Below are 16,013 nucleotides of genomic sequence, written 5' to 3'. Positions count from 1 at the left end.
ATCAAGCTGCGTTAAACTGTATTGTTATGTTGCCAGTTTTCCCTTAACCCGAATCATAGGAATGGGAGTAGGCGCACTTAGATGATGCGCCGTGAATCTTACCTAGACGATACAAGAATGGTTTCTTTGCTCAGAAAACTTTTTGGCAGTCGCAATGATCGACTGCTTAAGCAGTACCGCAAGCAAGTTGTACAGATCAACGCGCTTGAACCCGAATATGAAGCACTAACAGATGAACAGCTTCAAGCGAAAACTGTAGAATTCCGTCAGCGTCTTGCTGAGGGTAAGTCATTGAACTCACTGTTACCCGAAGCGTTTGCAGTGGTGCGAGAGGGCGCTAAGCGAGTCTATAACATGCGTCACTTTGATGTGCAGCTGTTAGGCTCCATTGCTTTACATAATGGAAAAATTGCCGAGATGCGTACCGGAGAGGGTAAAACCTTAATGGCCACGCTGGCGGTGTACTTAAATGCCTTAACGGGTAAAGGTGTACATGTGGTGACCGTGAACGACTACTTAGCGCGTCGTGATGCGGAAACCATGGCTAAGCTCTATAATTTCTTAGGGATGTCGGTAGGGGTTGTTGTCCCGAATCAGTCAAACGAAGAAAAAAAAGCGGCTTATCAAGCCGACATTACCTATGGCACCAACAATGAGTTTGGTTTTGACTACTTACGCGACAATATGGAATACCATGCCTCGGAGCGTCGTCAGCGGGGCTTGCACTTTGCCATTGTTGACGAGGTAGACTCCATCTTAATTGATGAGGCGCGTACTCCTTTGATTATTTCTGGGCAGGCCGATGACAACACGGCCTTATATCAGGCGATCAATGCGGTTCCGCCCCTACTTACCAAGATGGCTGCCGAACCCAAACCCCATGAGCCAGAGCCCGAGGGGGATTTTTGGGTAGACGAAAAAGCTCAACAGGTATATATCTCAGAGGCTGGACATGAAAAAGCAGAAAAAATTCTAGCTGATATGGGCCTACTCCCAGAGGGTGAGTCTCTCTATGACCCGCGTCATATTTCGCTGATGCATCATATTATGGTGGCATTGCGGGCGCATAACTTATTCTTTCGCGATCAGCACTACGTGGTCCAAAATGGCGAGATCGTTATTGTGGATGAGTTCACAGGGCGTTTGATGACGGGACGTCGCTGGTCCGAAGGCTTACACCAAGCCGTAGAAGCCAAAGAGGGTGTGGCAATCCAAAATGAAAACCAAACCATGGCTTCTATTACCTTTCAGAATTATTTCCGCATGTACGAAAAGCTGGCTGGTATGACCGGTACAGCAGACACAGAAGCGTTTGAGTTCCAAGAAATTTACGGCTTAGAAACCGTAGTGATCCCAACCAATCGCCCCATGATTCGGGTGGATCAGAATGATCAGGTATTTAAAACCGATCAGGAGAAATTCAATGCAATTTTGGCTGATATCAAAGATTGTCACGAGCGTGGTCAGCCTGTGTTGGTGGGTACGACGAGCATTGAAAATTCGGAATTGCTTTCCGGGTTATTACAAAAAGCAGGGCTTAAGCACGAGGTCTTAAACGCTAAGCAACATGAGCGCGAGGCGCAGATTATTGCTGATGCCGGTAAACCAGGTAGCATTACCATTGCAACCAATATGGCTGGTCGTGGTACAGATATTGTACTTGGTGGTTCTATCGAACGCCAAATTGCTGAAGTCCAGCATGATCCAGAGCTGAGCCCTGAACAAAAGGCAGAGCGTATCGAAGCAATTCGCGCCGCATGGCTACCTGTTAATGAACAGGTAAAAGCGGCTGGTGGATTACGTATTATTGGTACGGAGCGTCATGAGTCTCGTCGTATTGATAATCAGCTACGAGGTCGCGCAGGGCGTCAGGGCGACCCTGGTTCTTCACGGTTTTATTTATCCCTTGATGATCCGCTAATGCGCATTTTTGCAGGGGATCGGGTACGTAATATTATGGAGCGCTTGCGCTTGCCCGAGGGCGAGCCGATCGAGGCTCGCATGGTAACGCGCTCAATCGAATCAGCACAACGCAAAGTAGAGGCGCGCAACTTTGATATTCGTAAACAGTTATTACAGTTTGATGATGTTTCGAATGACCAGCGTAAGGTGATTTATGCACAGCGCAATGAGGTGCTTGAATCCGATGATATTAGTGAAAACATTGCCTTCATGCGCGAGGGAGCAATTACGGATTTCTTCCACCAATATGTGCCCGAAGAAAGTATGGAAGAGCAGTGGGATATTAAAGGCCTACAAACGGCACTGGCTACGCAATTTCATATTGAGCTGGACTTGGTGACCTTAGTTGAAAAAGAAACGCACCTGACCGAAGAAGACCTTTTAGATCGGGTATTAGCGGCTTCTAAACAGGCCTTGGATGAAAAAGTAGCGTTGGTTGGGCAAGAACAGTGGGCAAACTTTGAGCGTGCTATCGTGCTGCAGTCTATTGATACGCAGTGGCGTGGTCATTTGCAGGCTCTAGATCATTTGCGCCAGGGTATTCACCTGCGGGGGTACGCGCAAAAAGACCCTAAACAAGAATACAAGCGCGAGGCTTTTGAGCTATTTGCTGAATTGCTAGACCGTATTCGTGATGAGGTCATTAAAACACTCCTAACGGTACAGATCCAACAAGCGCCAGCTGAAACAGAGCCACCAGTAGAGTTAGAAAATGTTCGTTATCAACATGCTGATTATGACGCTGCGGTACAGGGCGAGGCTTTAATGCCTACAGAAGAAGACTCAGCTACGGAAGCCATTCCACGAGTGGGGCGTAATGATAATTGCCCATGTGGTAGTGGTAAAAAATATAAACATTGCCATGGGCGTTTAAACTAGTTTTTCCTTGGTTTGTTAAAGCCACCTGCTTATTAAGTAGGTGGCTTTTTTGTTTTTGTCTCATTATTCGAGACAAATATGGGTAATTACTTATGTATGAACTGGGTTCTTGCTCGCATAATGGTGTGCAAACATCGTTATTTTTAAATAATAATTCACAAAAGTATTATCCACACAGGAGACCAACATGGGAGACTCTTTTCATGGAATTATGGCGTTTGCCTTGATGGCAGCTATGTTATTTCTTGGCGGGGTTTTACGTAAAAGAATCCCTTTCTTACAGCAGTCCTTGGTCCCTGCTAGCATTTTAGGCGGGGTATTAGGTTTTGTTTTGTTGTCTTTTTCATTAATTCCGGGTTATACGCCTGCAGATTTTAACTCGTTAACCTTTCACTTTTTCACCTTGAGTTTTATGTCCTTGTGCTTGACGGGTAGTAGTAATGAAAAAGCCTTAGCGGGTGACGGAGTGGTACGGGGAGGCATATGGTTAACTTTAATTTGGACTGCTAGTCTTGGTTTGCAAGCTTTAATTGGTTACGGGTTGATAGTCTTTTATGATGCGGTAACAGGGAGTCAGGTGGGACCTCTTTTAGGGGCTTTGATTACACATGGGTTTACTCAGGGACCAGGGCAGGCTCTGACTTATGGCGGAATATGGGAGCAGGAATATGGGATTGCCAATGCTGCACAAGTTGGGTTGATTTATGCATCCATTGGTTTTTTAGTAGCGTTTTTGGTGGGAGTGCCAGCAGCTCGTCATGTGATTAAAAAAGGACAGAACGCCAATAAACGCTCTCGTATTGATGAGACATTTTTAGTTGGTTTTTTTCATGCAAATCGCGGCCAAAGTGCTACGCGCTTAGTGACACATAGTGCCAATATGGATAGTTTGGCATGGCATTTGGGCCTACTGGGTATTGCTTATGGTATCACCCATATTTGGCTGTCTTTTATGCAGAAAGTAGCGCTAGGACATGCGCCGTTTGGGATCAGTATTGCCGTGCTTTTTAGTCATAATATGTTCTTTGTTCATGGCTTAGGTGTGTGTGTGCTGATGCGTCTTATCATTGATAAGGCGGGCTGGTCGAGTTATGTAGATGATGAGACGTTAAAGCGTATTACCGGCGCCTCTGTCGACTTTATGGTGGTAGGAACCATTATGAGTATTGCATTTTCGGTATTGTACGCGTTATTAGCTCCCGTACTGCTGGTGGCAACAGCTGTGACGATAGCCACTTTTATTCTATGTTGGTATAGCGCTAAGTTAAGTGGAAAATTAGCCCCCGAGCGAGCGCTTACATCGTTTGGTTGCTGCACCGGCTCGACGGGAACAGGACTGTTACTTTTGCGCTTGGTGGATGCTGACTTTAGCACTTCCGTTGCTAAAGAGCTCGCTTTTTTTAACTTAGCTATTGTTTTAGTGAATTTGCCAGTGCTTTTTATTTTGACACCGATCGCCCCATCCTTAGATCCGAACACTTACTTACTTGCTTTTGCGGCCACCGCTTTTATTCCTTTAGTGTTAATGCCATTAATGATCAAAAAAACAACCCCTGCATTAAAACCTAGCATGGTGGGAGGATAAAGACATGCTTACTATTTTTGAGGCCAAACGCATTATTACAATGGATCCATCTTTACCTACAGCCACGCATATTGCGGTAAAAGAGGGGCGGGTGCTAGGCGTCGGGCCATTAGAAGAACTTAAGGATTTAGGTGAGTATCGATTAGATCAGCAGTTTGCCGATAAATATATTTATCCAGGTTTTGTCGAGGGACATAGCCATGCCTTAGAGGGCGCGATGTGGAAGTACCTCTATTTAGGCTATTTTCCACGTTATGACCCGCAGGGCAAGTACTGGGACGGCTGCCAAAATTTAGCGGCAATTCAGCAGAAGCTTCTGCAACAGGCCCAGCAATTACCTGCAGGTAAGCCGCTCATAGCTTGGGGGTTTGATCCCGTTTATTTTGATGGGGAGCGTTTAGATAAGGCCATTATTGATGAGGTGGTGGCTGACCGCCCTGTGGTTGTGTTTCATGCCAACTTGCATTTGATGACCGTTAATGAGGCGATGTTGCGTCAAACGAATCTAGCGCAGAGTCAAATCGAAGGGGTAATGCGCACAGAGGATGGCGCACCAAATGGAGAGCTGCGAGAAATGGCAGCAATGCATGCGGTGTTTGAAGCATTAGGGCAGAGTATTTTTGATGAGGTGGCCAGTCTTGAAACATTAAAGCAATATGCTTTGGCAGCACAGCGTACCGGAATTACCACTATTACTGATTTATATAATCCATTAAGTGATCAAGGGGTGGCTGTTTTAAAAGAGGCGACAAGTCAAACCGATTATCCTGTGCGTTTAGTACCTGCGATGGCGGCCTTAGAGTGGCAAAGCTCTCAGGGAATAGAGCGTGTTCAACAATGTCAGCAAGCTAATACGGATCGGTTACATTTTGGATTAGTGAAACTGATGACGGACGGCTCTATTCAGGGGTTTTCAGCACGCATGCGCTGGCCTGGCTATCACAATGGGCAAGAGAATGGGATATGGAACGCCCCACCCGCAACGTTAAAGCAAATGGTAATGGACTATCATCAAGCGGGCTTACAGCTCCATATTCATACCAATGGTGACGAGGCGGTAGAACTGATGCTTGATGCGATCGAGGAAGCACAAACGTTATGGTATAGGCCAGATCATCGTCATACGTTGCAACATTGCCAGTTTATTAGCCAGGCACAAATGCGTCGTGCGGCTAAGCTGGGGGTTTGTTTAAATATGTTTGTTAATCATATTTATTATTGGGGTGATATTCACCGCCAATCTACTCTAGGCTACAGTCGTTCGCGTCGTATGCAACCGTTACGATCGGCTTATGAGTTAGGGATACCAGTGGCAATGCATTCGGATGCACCTGTGACGCCTTTAGGGCCTTTGTTTTCAATGTGGTGTGCGTTAGCACGTCGCACGGCAACGGATCAAGTTTTAGGTGAGCATGAAGCCTTATCTATGGAGCAAGCATTATATGCGGTCACCTTGGGTGCGGCTTATACCTTGCATTTGGATGATCAAGTAGGAAGTTTAGAAGTAGGAAAGTACGCCGATATGGTGGTTTTAGAGCATGACTTGTACGCGACGACACCAGATCAGCTGCGTGATATGACGGTGCATGCTACGGTGGTTGGAGGACAGGTGCATGTCGTACGAACCTAAAAAAATACCTGTCGTACTACTTTCTGGTTTTTTAGGTGCAGGAAAAACCACAGCTTTAAATCGTTGGATTCAAGCGGGCATTGAGCCTAATAGCTTGATTATTGTGAATGATTTTGGGCAATTAAATATAGATGCCGAGCTCATCGATTATGAAGATGAGCAGATTATACGCTTACAAAATGGGTGTGTATGTTGCACGTTGGGTGGCAGCATGGCGGAAAAAATGGCTGAAATTGGGCGGCTTTCGCCTGCACCGAGTCAGGTATATATGGAGCTAAGCGGCATTGCAGATTCAGCCAAAATTGTGGATATGGTTCGGGTTTCACAGCGATTTGTGTTGCGTGATAATTGGTGCTTTGTCGATGCTTCCTTAGCGGCACAACATAGTGTAGATGAGCTGGTTAACACGGTTTGGGAGAGGCAAGTACAAAGTGCTACCCAGCTAGTGATTAATCGCTGCCTTCCTCAGCAGCCTTTGGCGGTTCCTTTAGCGGATTTGGTAGAAAAAACCAGAGCTCCTGTTCATTATGAAATGATGCCTACGATGGAATCGGCTACGTCAATTAGGCCGGCCCCTGCTATAGCTGATGCCTCATCAGGATGGCACAGTTTAAGCGTTGAAAGCGAATATGGAATACAGGAACGGGTACTTGTTGAGCTGCTGCAAAGTTATGCAGATACATTGTACCGAGCGAAAGGGCGCGTGTGTTTAGATGCCGCTGCAAGTAAAGGGTATGTGGTACAGTACACAAGGGGGCAGTGTCACTGCTCGCCGACTTTTCAGGTTCAAAAAACACAATTGGTTTTTATTGGGCGTTCGTTAGAAAAGCTACAGCGCTTACAACAAAAGCTGCAAGCGCTGTGTAAGAAAAACCAAGATTGAACTTATAATAAAAATACCGTAGCAAGCCCTAGAAAAATAAAAAACCCTAGGGAGTCGGTGCCAAAGGTCAGTAAAACGGAAGAGCCAACGGCAGGATCCTTGCCAAAACGGCTACGCAGGGTAGGGATTAATACCCCTAGGGTTGCGCCAACCAGCATATTGCCGATCATGGCGGCCATCATCACCAAGGCGATGGGGATGGACTTTGAAATAAACCAAGCAAATGTAGCAGTGACAAGGCTACCGCAGGCGCCGACCAAAAAGGTGACTAAAAGCTCGCGTTTGACCAAGGGCCATATATTAGAGCCTGTAATGCGCCCCATTGCCATGGCTCGAATAATCATGGTCATGGTTTGGTTGCCCGAGTTGCCACCAATACCGGCGACAATAGACATTAAAAACGCCAAAATCACAATATGACTGACCGTATCCTCAAAGCGAGAAGCCACAAATGATGCGGTGGCGGCTGTACACAGGTTAATAAGTAACCAAGGTGCGCGGTTACGTAAAGCATTGAGTACTGGTGCAAAAATATCTTCTTCTTGTAAGCCAGCACGAGATAGTTCTTGTTCTTGTGAGTCCTCTTGCAGTACGTCGACGACCTCATCAATAGGCACCCGTCCAATGAGCCGCCCATAATCGTCGACGACCGGCGCAGAGACTAAGTCATAGCGCTCAAAAGCACTGGCCGCATCAGTGTCCGGATCCAAAGGATGCAGACTAAAATAGTCGGTGGACATAACGTGGGAAACAAGGCTGTCAGGATCAGAGACCAGTAGTGTGGCTAAAGATAGTGTGCCCTGCAGCTTGTCTTCGCGGTCCACCACAAAAATTTGGTCTGTGTGATCAGGAAGCTCTTGAAGGCGGCGTAAGTAGCGTAAAACCACTTCGAGGGTGACGTCTTCGCGTACACGCACCATCTCAAAGTCCATGATTGCGCCCACGGTGTCTTCGGGATAGCCCATGGCAGCGATCAATTGGGCACGCTCGGCATCAGTTAGCCCCTTTTGCACCTCGGCCATAACATCGGGTGGCAGGTCGTGTGCCAGATCCGCAATCTCATCGGCATCCATGGAAGAGGCCGCGGCAATAAGCTCTTCGGCATCCATGGATTTAATTAACGATTCGCGTACCCAGTCCTCGATTTCAAGAAGGACGTCAGCATCATGTTCTTCTGCGACTTGATCCCACACAAGCTGTCGTTCAGGCTCAGGGAGCGATTCGAGGATAAAAGCAATGTCCGCAGGGTGCAGATGATTGATAATAGCTCGAATCTCGTTTTCGTGACGACGATGTGTAAGATTGGAGATAAGCTCGGAGCGCTCATCGCCTTCGCTTTGCTTTTCGGTCAGAAGCGTAATCACTTCGTGACGTTTAAGAATGCTTTGTAGGCGTTGTAAAGCAAGCTGAGCATCTTCCGGATCTAAGCGACGGACGGTAGGGCGGGTCGCAGTAGGCGCAGATTGGGTCATAGTTATTTTAAAGGCGGTAAAGGACGACTACGACGCTGGTCGTCAGTGGCAACATAGGTTAAAACGGCTTCGGTGACTTTGACCGTTTCATCAGGTAAAAGTTTACGCTCTGCATAGACTTCGACTGAAACGGTAATAGAAGTGGTGCCGGTTTTAATGATTTCGGCATAGACGCTTAATAAATCACCCACAAATACCGGTTGCTTAAAGGTAAAAGAGTTAACGGCAACCGTAGCAACCCGACCCTGTGCGCGCCGCGAGGCCAGCACAGAGCCCCCGATATCAACTTGAGCCATGATCCAGCCGCCAAATACATCACCATGCATATTGGCATCGCCGGGCATTGGAATAACACGTAAAACAGGATCTCGGTCTTTGGGAATGGAAATCAGAGCACCGCTCATGATGACTCCTAGGTACAAAATACAAACAAAAAGAAATGCTTATTATTGTACCTAGATGCTAGATTCCTGCTGCAAACTTTTGTGATGAGCCTAAGAGGTGGGAGCTTGTTTTAACCAGGCTAGGGCGAGTTTAACCCAATAGGTCGCTCCAATAGGGATGAGGGCATCATTAAAGTCGTAGCTACCATTATGTAGCGTGCAGGGACCTAAACCATGTCCGGCTAAGCGATGATCTCCATCTCCATTGCCTAGAAATAAATAGCAGCCGGGAACATTTTCAAGCATAAAAGAAAAATCTTCAGCAGCCATGGAGGGGGCAACGGGGTCGATGACGGATGCTTCGCCTAGCCAGTTTTTAAGTAGATCCGCGCAAAATTGAGTGGGAATAGCATGGTTAACGGTAGGGGGGTAGCGCCGGTCAAAGTCAATGTATGCCTGACAGGACATCGCCGCTGCTGTTTGCTGGCTAATGCGACGCAGGTGCTCTTCGATTTGATCGGTGGCTTGGGATGAAAATGTACGAACCGTACCTCGGATTTGTGCTGTATCGGGAATCACATTATCTGCGGAACCAGCATGTAATTGGGTAATGCTTAGTACGGCAGGTTCTTGTGGGTCAAGATAGCGACTGACAATGGTTTGTAAACCTTGAACAATAGAGGTGGCCGCCATAATGGGGTCTGCCGCTAAATGCGGCATAGCGCCATGGGCTCCTTTGCCTTGGATATCAATCACAAAGATATTGCTCGAAGCCATAATAGCACCGGTACGCAAACCAAAATGACCAGTGGGCAGAGTTGGCCAGTTATGCAAACCAAAGACAGCATCCATTGGAAACTGGGTAAAAAGGCCATCCTCGATCATTTTTTTGGCGCCGCCTAGGCCTTCTTCGGCTGGCTGAAAAATAAAATAGACTGTGCCTTTGAAATGATTATGTTGCGCTAAATATTTGGCGGCGGCAAGCAACATGGTGGTGTGGCCATCATGGCCACAGGCATGCATAACACCATCGTGTTGGCTTTTATGCGCGAACTGATTTTGCTCTGGCATGGGCAGCGCATCGATATCAGCTCGTAGTCCTATCGTCGGCCCAGTGCCTTGGGTGCCGGTTAAAATCCCTACCACCCCTGTACCACCCAAACCACGGTGAAAGGGGATACCCCAGCTTTGCAAATAGTCTGCGATTTTATCTGCTGTACGGAATTCCTCGTAACCGAGTTCGGGGTGCTGATGAAGATCGCGGCGAATAGCGATGAACTCATCGTGCCAGAGATCAAGGGGAGGAAGCGTTGTCATGGATTCACCTTTAGCAATACCAAGTCGTAGGAATGATGACTACCATGTTACGCGGTAATGTTGCTAAAGAGAATCCGTAAAGACGCGCAGCGCCCTTGCTTAAGGATAGATCAAATGGGGTTTAATCATGGCTAAAAGCTCAGGGGCCACAGTAGCGTTACCACTATACACATAGCCATTACGTGGCCAAGGCAGTTGTTCGTACATGTCTTCGCTAATCCCACCGGCTTCACGCACGATAACAGTGCCTGCTGCTACGTCCCAAGGGGCAAGCCCCATTTCCCAATAGGCATCAAAGCGACCACATGCCACCCAGGCTAAGTCCAAAGCCGCGGCGCCATGGCGACGTACCCCACGCGTGCTGGTGATGGCGGTGTTCAACGTTGGCATGTACTGGTTGGCAAAACTAAAATCCCGAAAAGGAAAACCCGTTGCTACCACACTATTAGCTAGGCTGTCAGCCTGAGAGCATTGAATGCGTTGCCCGTTGAGCCAAGCCCCCACACCATGCATGGCGGTAAACATTTCCTCTCGGTTGGGGTCATACACCACCCCAATCACGGGGGTATCTTGGTCTAAACGAGAGCCGTTGACTTCTGTGCCAGCGTGAGCAATCAAAGCGATTGAGACGGCATAGTGCGGAATACCATGTAAAAAGTTGGTGGTGCCATCTAAAGGGTCGATATACCATGTGGCCAGCTGCTGGTTTGCTTGTCCGCCTGTTTCTTCAGCAATGAGCCCAAATTCGGGGCTTTGGCTGCGTAAAATATGGATAACCGCTGCTTCCGCTTCACGATCGGCTTGCGACACTAAGTCATTACGCATTTTTGTGTCAATGACTAATTCGCTGCGATTATTCGCATAGGCTTGTAAAATAGCAGCTCCGGCATGAGCCGCTTGTACGGCAGTTTCTAAGCTACTGCTGAGAGCGAAAGAGGTTTGCATAAACTCGACCTAAAAGAATGAAGAGACGGTAAAGAGCAAAAACTGCTCCTGCTCTTCAAATTGTACAAGCAACCCATTATTAAAACGAATCCATATGACACGCGCATTTCAACCTTTAGTTCCTGCTACTCCAACTTTTACCGAGACGGGGCTGGCTTGCAGTGATCGCTACGATGACCTGTATCACGCCGCGTCTGGTGCTTTAGAACAAGCCGAGTATGTGTTTTTAGGAGGAAATGGGTTGCCAGAGCGTTGGCGAGGCAGGGAGCAATTTACTATCGTAGAAACCGGCTTTGGTTTAGGTAATAATTTTTTAGCAACGTGGGCGGCTTGGCAGCAGGATGAGCAGCGTAGCCGCCGTTTGCATTTTGTGTCGTTCGAAGCACACCCTTTTTATGCAAAAGATTTGGCGTTGATGTTGACGCATACACCAGCTGCTTTGCGTAAGCTGGCTGACCAGTTATTGGCACAGTGGCCGGTGTTAGTCCCAGGCATCCATCGTTTAGAGTTTGAGCAGGGGGCGGTGACGCTGACCTTGTTTTTTGGTGATATTCGTCAAGCAGCAAAGCAGATGGTATGTCAGGCCGATGCATTTTATTTAGATGGTTTTGCGCCACGAGTTAATCCGGCCATGTGGACGCCAGAAGTGTTTGGACAATTGGTGCGTATGGCAGCACCCGGTGCGACGGCGGCAACCTGGTGTGCGGCGGCTCAGGTTCGTCGCGATTTACAAAATGCGGGCTTTGTGGTGACGCGCCACCCGGGTTTTGCTTATAAGCGTCATATGATCAAAGCCACACTGCGTCCGCATTTAGGTCGCTCTTACACTGAGCCGCCACAACAGCCGGTGATCATAGTGGGGGGCGGTATAGCGGGAGCCGCAACGGCGCATGCGTTATCGTTACGAGGTATTGCTACTTGTGTTCTGGACCCTCACTTCATGCATGGAGCAGGGGGAGCGCAACTTGGGCATGCTGGATTAGCTATGACCCCATTATTGACTCGAGATGACGCTCCACGTGCCCGTCTCAGTCGTGCCGGAATATTGCGGGCGCTGCAGCGTTGGCAGTCATCGACGGGGGCAATGCAGGTTGTGGGTTCTCTTGTTGTCGCTCAAAGCGAAGAAGAGGCATTTTTACAGCAGCAAAGTGTGGCAGAGCTCGCCTTTGATTTAGATTGGGTACAATATCTAACAGCACAAGACGCATCGCGGTATGCGAGCACGCCGGTGAAGCACGGTGCTTTGTATTTTCCTAAAGGCGCTGTTATTCGCCCTCAAGAGTTATTAACACAGCTATTGGAAACAAACCTGGTGACGTGGCGAGCTGATACGGTAGTGACTGTTCATGCCTCTACTCAAGGTTGGAAAGTGATCACCCGTGCGGGTGATCACTACGAGGCCCAGCATATTATTTTGGCCAATGCACAAGGCATTACGTCATTGTTGCCACAGGCCCTACACGGTCAAGCTCCACGAGTTATGGGTTTAGATGTAATAGGAGGACAAAGTATTTCGATAGCACGTGCGGCTTTAAATGCAGCACCTTCACGTATTGTTGCAGGTAGTGGTTATGTGGTTCCTTTAGCCGAAGGCTATGTGCTAGGTAGCACTTACGATCAACCGCCCCGACCACTGACGCAGGCTGCTTGTCGCGAAATATTCCAAAAAACGGAGCCTTTAGTGCCGTTGGATCAGGACGTATTGGCGGTAGAAAGTGCTTGGGTGGGGACTCGAGCCGCATTAAAAGATCATTTGCCGGTGTTGGCCCAGCCTCTGCCGGGCTTATGGTTAAATGCAGGCTATGGTTCGTATGGCTTTAGTTGGGCGGCGGTACTTGCTGAACAAATTGCCGCACAGATGGCGGCAGAGCCGGCGCTGATAGAGCGTGATTTATCCCGAGCGCTAGACCTGCGATAATACGTGTCTGTTCATATATAGTAGTGATGCGTATTTGCTTTGCAGCAAATATGCGTCAAAATAGTATTTTTTAATTCTAGTTTTGGGCTTTGCCCTTGAGGATCGCATTGTGCCGTCCAAAACACACTCTGATGATGTGACGCAATTGTTTAATCTTCTAAGCTCTATATCCACAAAATCCTCGGCGGCTGATTTTGCCGCAACCGATGATCTCATGCTTCGTATCGAAGCCCATGCCCCTGGCGTATTTCGCTTGCGCTTTGGTGCGCTCAAGCATATTCAGCCCGAGCGAGTATCAGCGCGAGCACAACAATATGCCGATATGCTTCTTGCCCGACAGGATGCCGTTGGCGAGCTCGAAGTCACGGAGCAAGCACAGGGTTGGCGCATTGAGCAAGGCGAAAGCGTGCTCGAGATTGATAAAGACACGTTTGCTTTGCGCGCGTATAACGGGGATCAGCTTTTATTACAAAGTCAGTCTTTGATCGCAACGCCTCAATGGCAGTTTGCTTTAACTCTGGACCCTAACGACGGTATTTTTGGTTTGGGTGAGACCACGGGTGATCTTAATCGACGTGGAGCAAAACTCGTTTCAGACCATTATGCGGATCGAGTGTTGCCACTAGCGTGGAGTAATCGTGGCTGGGGGCTTTACGTAAATACATTTGAGCGCGTAGAGCATGATGTGGCACTAAGCCAAGCGGATCAGTATCAGTTAACGGTTCATGCCACGGTGTTTGACCTGTTTATTTTTATAGGTCAGCCTGTCGAAATCTTAAACCAGTACACCGCGTTGACAGGGCGAGCAGGGCAACCTGGGCTCTGGCCAATGGGGGTTTGGTTGGATCAAACACAGAGTCAATCCATTGAGCAAGGTTACGCTACCATTGAACAGCTTAAGCAGCTTCAGGTTGGGGTTGATGTCTTAAACCTAGCACCACCTGCAGCCCTAGGCTTTAGTGCTGATCGCCCTATTTTTGAGTGGGATGCCGAGCGTATTGCCGATGTACGCGACATGATGGCTGCCGCCGAAGACAAGCAGTGCAAATTAGCGGCTTCGGTTTTTCCGGGGGTAGCTGTAGGCACAGCATTATTCGATGAGTGGGAGGACCGAGGCTGGCTGCTTATTAATGATGACGACGGTTTGGCCTACACTTTTAAAGGCAATGCCGTCACTGCAGGCAAAGACTTTGGGCTATTGGACCTCACCCACAAAGATGCTTATAAATTATGGGTGGAGCGTTTGCGCCAGAGCTACGACGAGGGGCTAGGGGCGGTGGTGATTCAAGCGCAATATGATTTGCCAGATGAGATCACAGCCCGTGGTGGAGAAAGCGGTGCGATGTTACGCACGGTCTATCCGTTACTTGCACGCCAAGCCTTATTCGATGCTTTTGCAGGGCATAAAACGCCTCAAGAAGGCTTGGTAGCAAGCCGCGATTTATATCCTTCTGCACATCGTTTTGCTTGGCAGTTAGGGCCAGATGTGACCAATGACTGGGATGGCTTAGCCAAAACCTTGCAGGCTGCACTTTCCATTGGTAATAGCGGGATTACAGCACAAACACATCAAATTGGCTCGGCAAATGCTCCCCTAGATAGCATGACACCAGAGCTTTATGTGCGCTGGTTATCGATGGCGGTATTTTCGGCAAACTTTCATTTTCAGGCTGTGGACGGCTTATTGCCTACCTCGTTTGATGCTGAGACCCAAAAGCTTATTGCGCATTGGCTAGAATGGCGTTATCGCTTAGTACCTTATGTGCTGGGCATTATCGAAGAGTCTGTGCGCTGTGGTTTGCCTGTGCAGCGTGCTTTATCGCTAGAGTTTCCGGATGATCCTGAAGTGCTAAACTGGAAACATCAGTACATGCTCGGCTCAACACTTCTGGTTGCACCTTTTGTGCAGCCAGGAGACGAGATCGAGGTATATCTACCTAAAGGCAGTGACTGGTGGGATTTATCCACAGGTTGGCGCTATGAGGGTGGCTCACGTTGGGTGGTTAAAGCGGGTTTGGACCGGCTCCCTGTTTTTGGACGCGAGGGACATATGTTGTGTTTAGGCCCGACAGCGCTCAATACATCAGAGTTCAATTCTGCCCGCTTACTCGAAGAAGTCTGGATGTTTGGTATGCCAGAGCATAGCCCTGCTGTGATGCGTAATAAAATTCGTGTAATGCAGATGCAAGGCTCTAGCTATATTAAAGGTCTGGAAGGGTTAAAAATCCTGCCTTCAGAGGGCCTTGAGGTCAAACGACGTGGTGCAGAGGTTCGTATTTCCCGAGCTCGATAGTTTTTACAAAAAAGGTGTACTTTTTTTAAAAACATGTTATAGTTACGTCTTTGCTTATTTAGGTGCGTGCACCGGTAAGCAAAGACCCAATTATTGCAGGCTTTTTTATGTAAACTTTTTATAAAAAGCTTGACAGTTAAAAACAGCTATGCAATAATTTAATCTTTCGGTTGGGTCGTTAGCTCAGTCGGTAGAGCAGCGGACTTTTAATCCGTTGGTCGCGCGTTCGAGTCGCGCACGACCCACCAGCCCGAATTCTCAAAGACGCCACTTATTCATAGGTGGCGTTTTTGTTTTTGCTGATGACATAGCAAATTGTTCCTTGCAGGAAACCCGTTTTTAACGGCAAAGCCCAATGGTATGCAGGCCATTGGGCTTTTTTTATAGAGGATGACCGTCGGTTAGTTGTAACAGCTGGCTCAGGGCTAAGAGGGTTGAACAGCGGTGAGATATTGTTGGTGTAGGTCAGGGAGTAAATCGGCCAAGCGTTGATGCTGTGCGGGTGGCCCCCATTGCTCTTGTATACGCTGTTGGTCTGTTTGATTGAGAAGCGCTAACGCCTGTGTGCCTAGTTGCTGATAACAAATGGGTTGTTGTAAAAGAGATTTGCCAGAAAAGGCGGCGGCAATTAAATCCCCACGTGGGGTTTCTGGCTCGATACGTATAAAAGAATGAAAGGCAGCAATATAATACAATAATGGCAACGCAGGGCTGTCGCTCGTGTTTTTTTCACGTAAAATAGCGCG

11 protein-coding genes and 1 tRNA gene are annotated in these 16,013 nt (G+C 48.1%); 7 read left to right on the top strand and 5 right to left on the bottom strand.

Going from position 1 to position 16,013, the window contains the following annotated elements; all coding sequences use genetic code 11:
- Nucleotides 1-117: 117 nt before the first annotated feature.
- From secA to Q1V74_RS05430, 4 genes are all read left to right on the top strand, one after another.
- A complete protein-coding gene (gene secA, locus Q1V74_RS05445) occupies nucleotides 118-2,841 on the top strand; it encodes a preprotein translocase subunit SecA (RefSeq protein ID WP_300647430.1) in 2,724 nt (907 codons plus the stop codon).
- 187 nt (nucleotides 2,842-3,028) lie between these two features.
- A complete protein-coding gene (locus Q1V74_RS05440; RefSeq protein ID WP_300647397.1) occupies nucleotides 3,029-4,426 on the top strand; it encodes a sodium/glutamate symporter in 1,398 nt (465 codons plus the stop codon).
- A 4-nt stretch (nucleotides 4,427-4,430) separates the two neighbouring features.
- Nucleotides 4,431-6,056: an amidohydrolase gene (locus Q1V74_RS05435; RefSeq protein WP_300647396.1), complete on the top strand. Its 1,626-nt coding sequence runs from the start codon at nucleotides 4,431-4,433 to the stop codon at nucleotides 6,054-6,056.
- Nucleotides 6,040-6,939 (top strand): GTP-binding protein, encoded by a 900-nt coding sequence (locus tag Q1V74_RS05430; protein WP_300647395.1) that lies wholly within the window; start codon nucleotides 6,040-6,042, stop codon nucleotides 6,937-6,939. The genes Q1V74_RS05435 and Q1V74_RS05430 overlap by 17 nt, the downstream gene beginning before the upstream one ends.
- A 2-nt stretch (nucleotides 6,940-6,941) precedes the next feature.
- On the opposite strand, the gene mgtE is transcribed toward Q1V74_RS05430, so the two are convergent.
- The 4 genes from mgtE to Q1V74_RS05410 form a co-directional block, all read right to left on the bottom strand.
- Nucleotides 6,942-8,411: a magnesium transporter gene (mgtE, locus tag Q1V74_RS05425; protein WP_300647394.1), complete on the bottom strand. Its 1,470-nt coding sequence runs from the start codon at nucleotides 8,409-8,411 to the stop codon at nucleotides 6,942-6,944.
- A gap of 2 nt (nucleotides 8,412-8,413) precedes the next feature.
- Entirely contained in the window at nucleotides 8,414-8,815 is a 402-nt protein-coding gene (locus Q1V74_RS05420) for an acyl-CoA thioesterase (protein WP_260649268.1), read from the bottom strand.
- A gap of 90 nt (nucleotides 8,816-8,905) precedes the next feature.
- Nucleotides 8,906-10,111: a M20 aminoacylase family protein gene (locus Q1V74_RS05415; RefSeq protein WP_300647393.1), complete on the bottom strand. Its 1,206-nt coding sequence runs from the start codon at nucleotides 10,109-10,111 to the stop codon at nucleotides 8,906-8,908.
- 99 nt (nucleotides 10,112-10,210) lie between these two features.
- Complete coding sequence (locus tag Q1V74_RS05410) at nucleotides 10,211-11,056, bottom strand: inositol monophosphatase family protein (RefSeq protein ID WP_300647392.1); 846 nt, start codon at nucleotides 11,054-11,056, stop codon at nucleotides 10,211-10,213.
- 94 nt (nucleotides 11,057-11,150) lie between these two features.
- On the opposite strand from Q1V74_RS05410, the gene mnmD reads away from it, so the two are divergent.
- From mnmD to Q1V74_RS05395, 3 genes are all read left to right on the top strand, one after another.
- Entirely contained in the window at nucleotides 11,151-12,974 is a 1,824-nt protein-coding gene (mnmD, locus tag Q1V74_RS05405) for a tRNA (5-methylaminomethyl-2-thiouridine)(34)-methyltransferase MnmD (protein ID WP_300647391.1), read from the top strand.
- Nucleotides 12,975-13,188: 214 nt separating this feature from the next.
- A complete protein-coding gene (locus Q1V74_RS05400; protein ID WP_300647429.1) occupies nucleotides 13,189-15,267 on the top strand; it encodes a TIM-barrel domain-containing protein in 2,079 nt (692 codons plus the stop codon).
- A gap of 172 nt (nucleotides 15,268-15,439) precedes the next feature.
- Nucleotides 15,440-15,515: transfer RNA gene (locus Q1V74_RS05395), tRNA-Lys, on the top strand.
- A 177-nt stretch (nucleotides 15,516-15,692) separates the two neighbouring features.
- Here the strand turns inward: Q1V74_RS05395 and Q1V74_RS05390 are convergent.
- On the bottom strand, nucleotides 15,693-16,013 hold a 321-nt coding region (locus Q1V74_RS05390), incomplete at its 5' end, for a hypothetical protein (RefSeq protein WP_300647390.1).

This window comes from Paenalcaligenes sp. (assembly GCF_030152715.1).
In the GTDB taxonomy this organism is placed as follows: Bacteria; Pseudomonadota; Gammaproteobacteria; order Burkholderiales; family Burkholderiaceae_B; genus Paenalcaligenes; species Paenalcaligenes hermetiae.
This window is presented reverse-complemented; position numbering and strand designations above follow the sequence as displayed.

What these genes read in the sequence shown, in the direction of transcription:
- Q1V74_RS05400 (WP_300647429.1), top strand. Translation starts at nt 13,189, where the DNA reads ATGCTTCGTATCGAAGCCCATGCCCCTGGCGTATTTCGCTTGCGCTTT.
- Q1V74_RS05420 (WP_260649268.1), bottom strand. Translation starts at nt 8,815, where the DNA reads ATGAGCGGTGCTCTGATTTCCATTCCCAAAGACCGAGATCCTGTTTTA.
- Q1V74_RS05415 (WP_300647393.1), bottom strand. Translation starts at nt 10,111, where the DNA reads ATGACAACGCTTCCTCCCCTTGATCTCTGGCACGATGAGTTCATCGCT.
- secA (WP_300647430.1), top strand. Translation starts at nt 118, where the DNA reads ATGGTTTCTTTGCTCAGAAAACTTTTTGGCAGTCGCAATGATCGACTG.
- mgtE (WP_300647394.1), bottom strand. Translation starts at nt 8,411, where the DNA reads ATGACCCAATCTGCGCCTACTGCGACCCGCCCTACCGTCCGTCGCTTA.
- Q1V74_RS05435 (WP_300647396.1), top strand. Translation starts at nt 4,431, where the DNA reads ATGCTTACTATTTTTGAGGCCAAACGCATTATTACAATGGATCCATCT.
- Q1V74_RS05440 (WP_300647397.1), top strand. Translation starts at nt 3,029, where the DNA reads ATGGGAGACTCTTTTCATGGAATTATGGCGTTTGCCTTGATGGCAGCT.
- Q1V74_RS05430 (WP_300647395.1), top strand. Translation starts at nt 6,040, where the DNA reads ATGTCGTACGAACCTAAAAAAATACCTGTCGTACTACTTTCTGGTTTT.
- Q1V74_RS05410 (WP_300647392.1), bottom strand. Translation starts at nt 11,056, where the DNA reads ATGCAAACCTCTTTCGCTCTCAGCAGTAGCTTAGAAACTGCCGTACAA.
- mnmD (WP_300647391.1), top strand. Translation starts at nt 11,151, where the DNA reads ATGACACGCGCATTTCAACCTTTAGTTCCTGCTACTCCAACTTTTACC.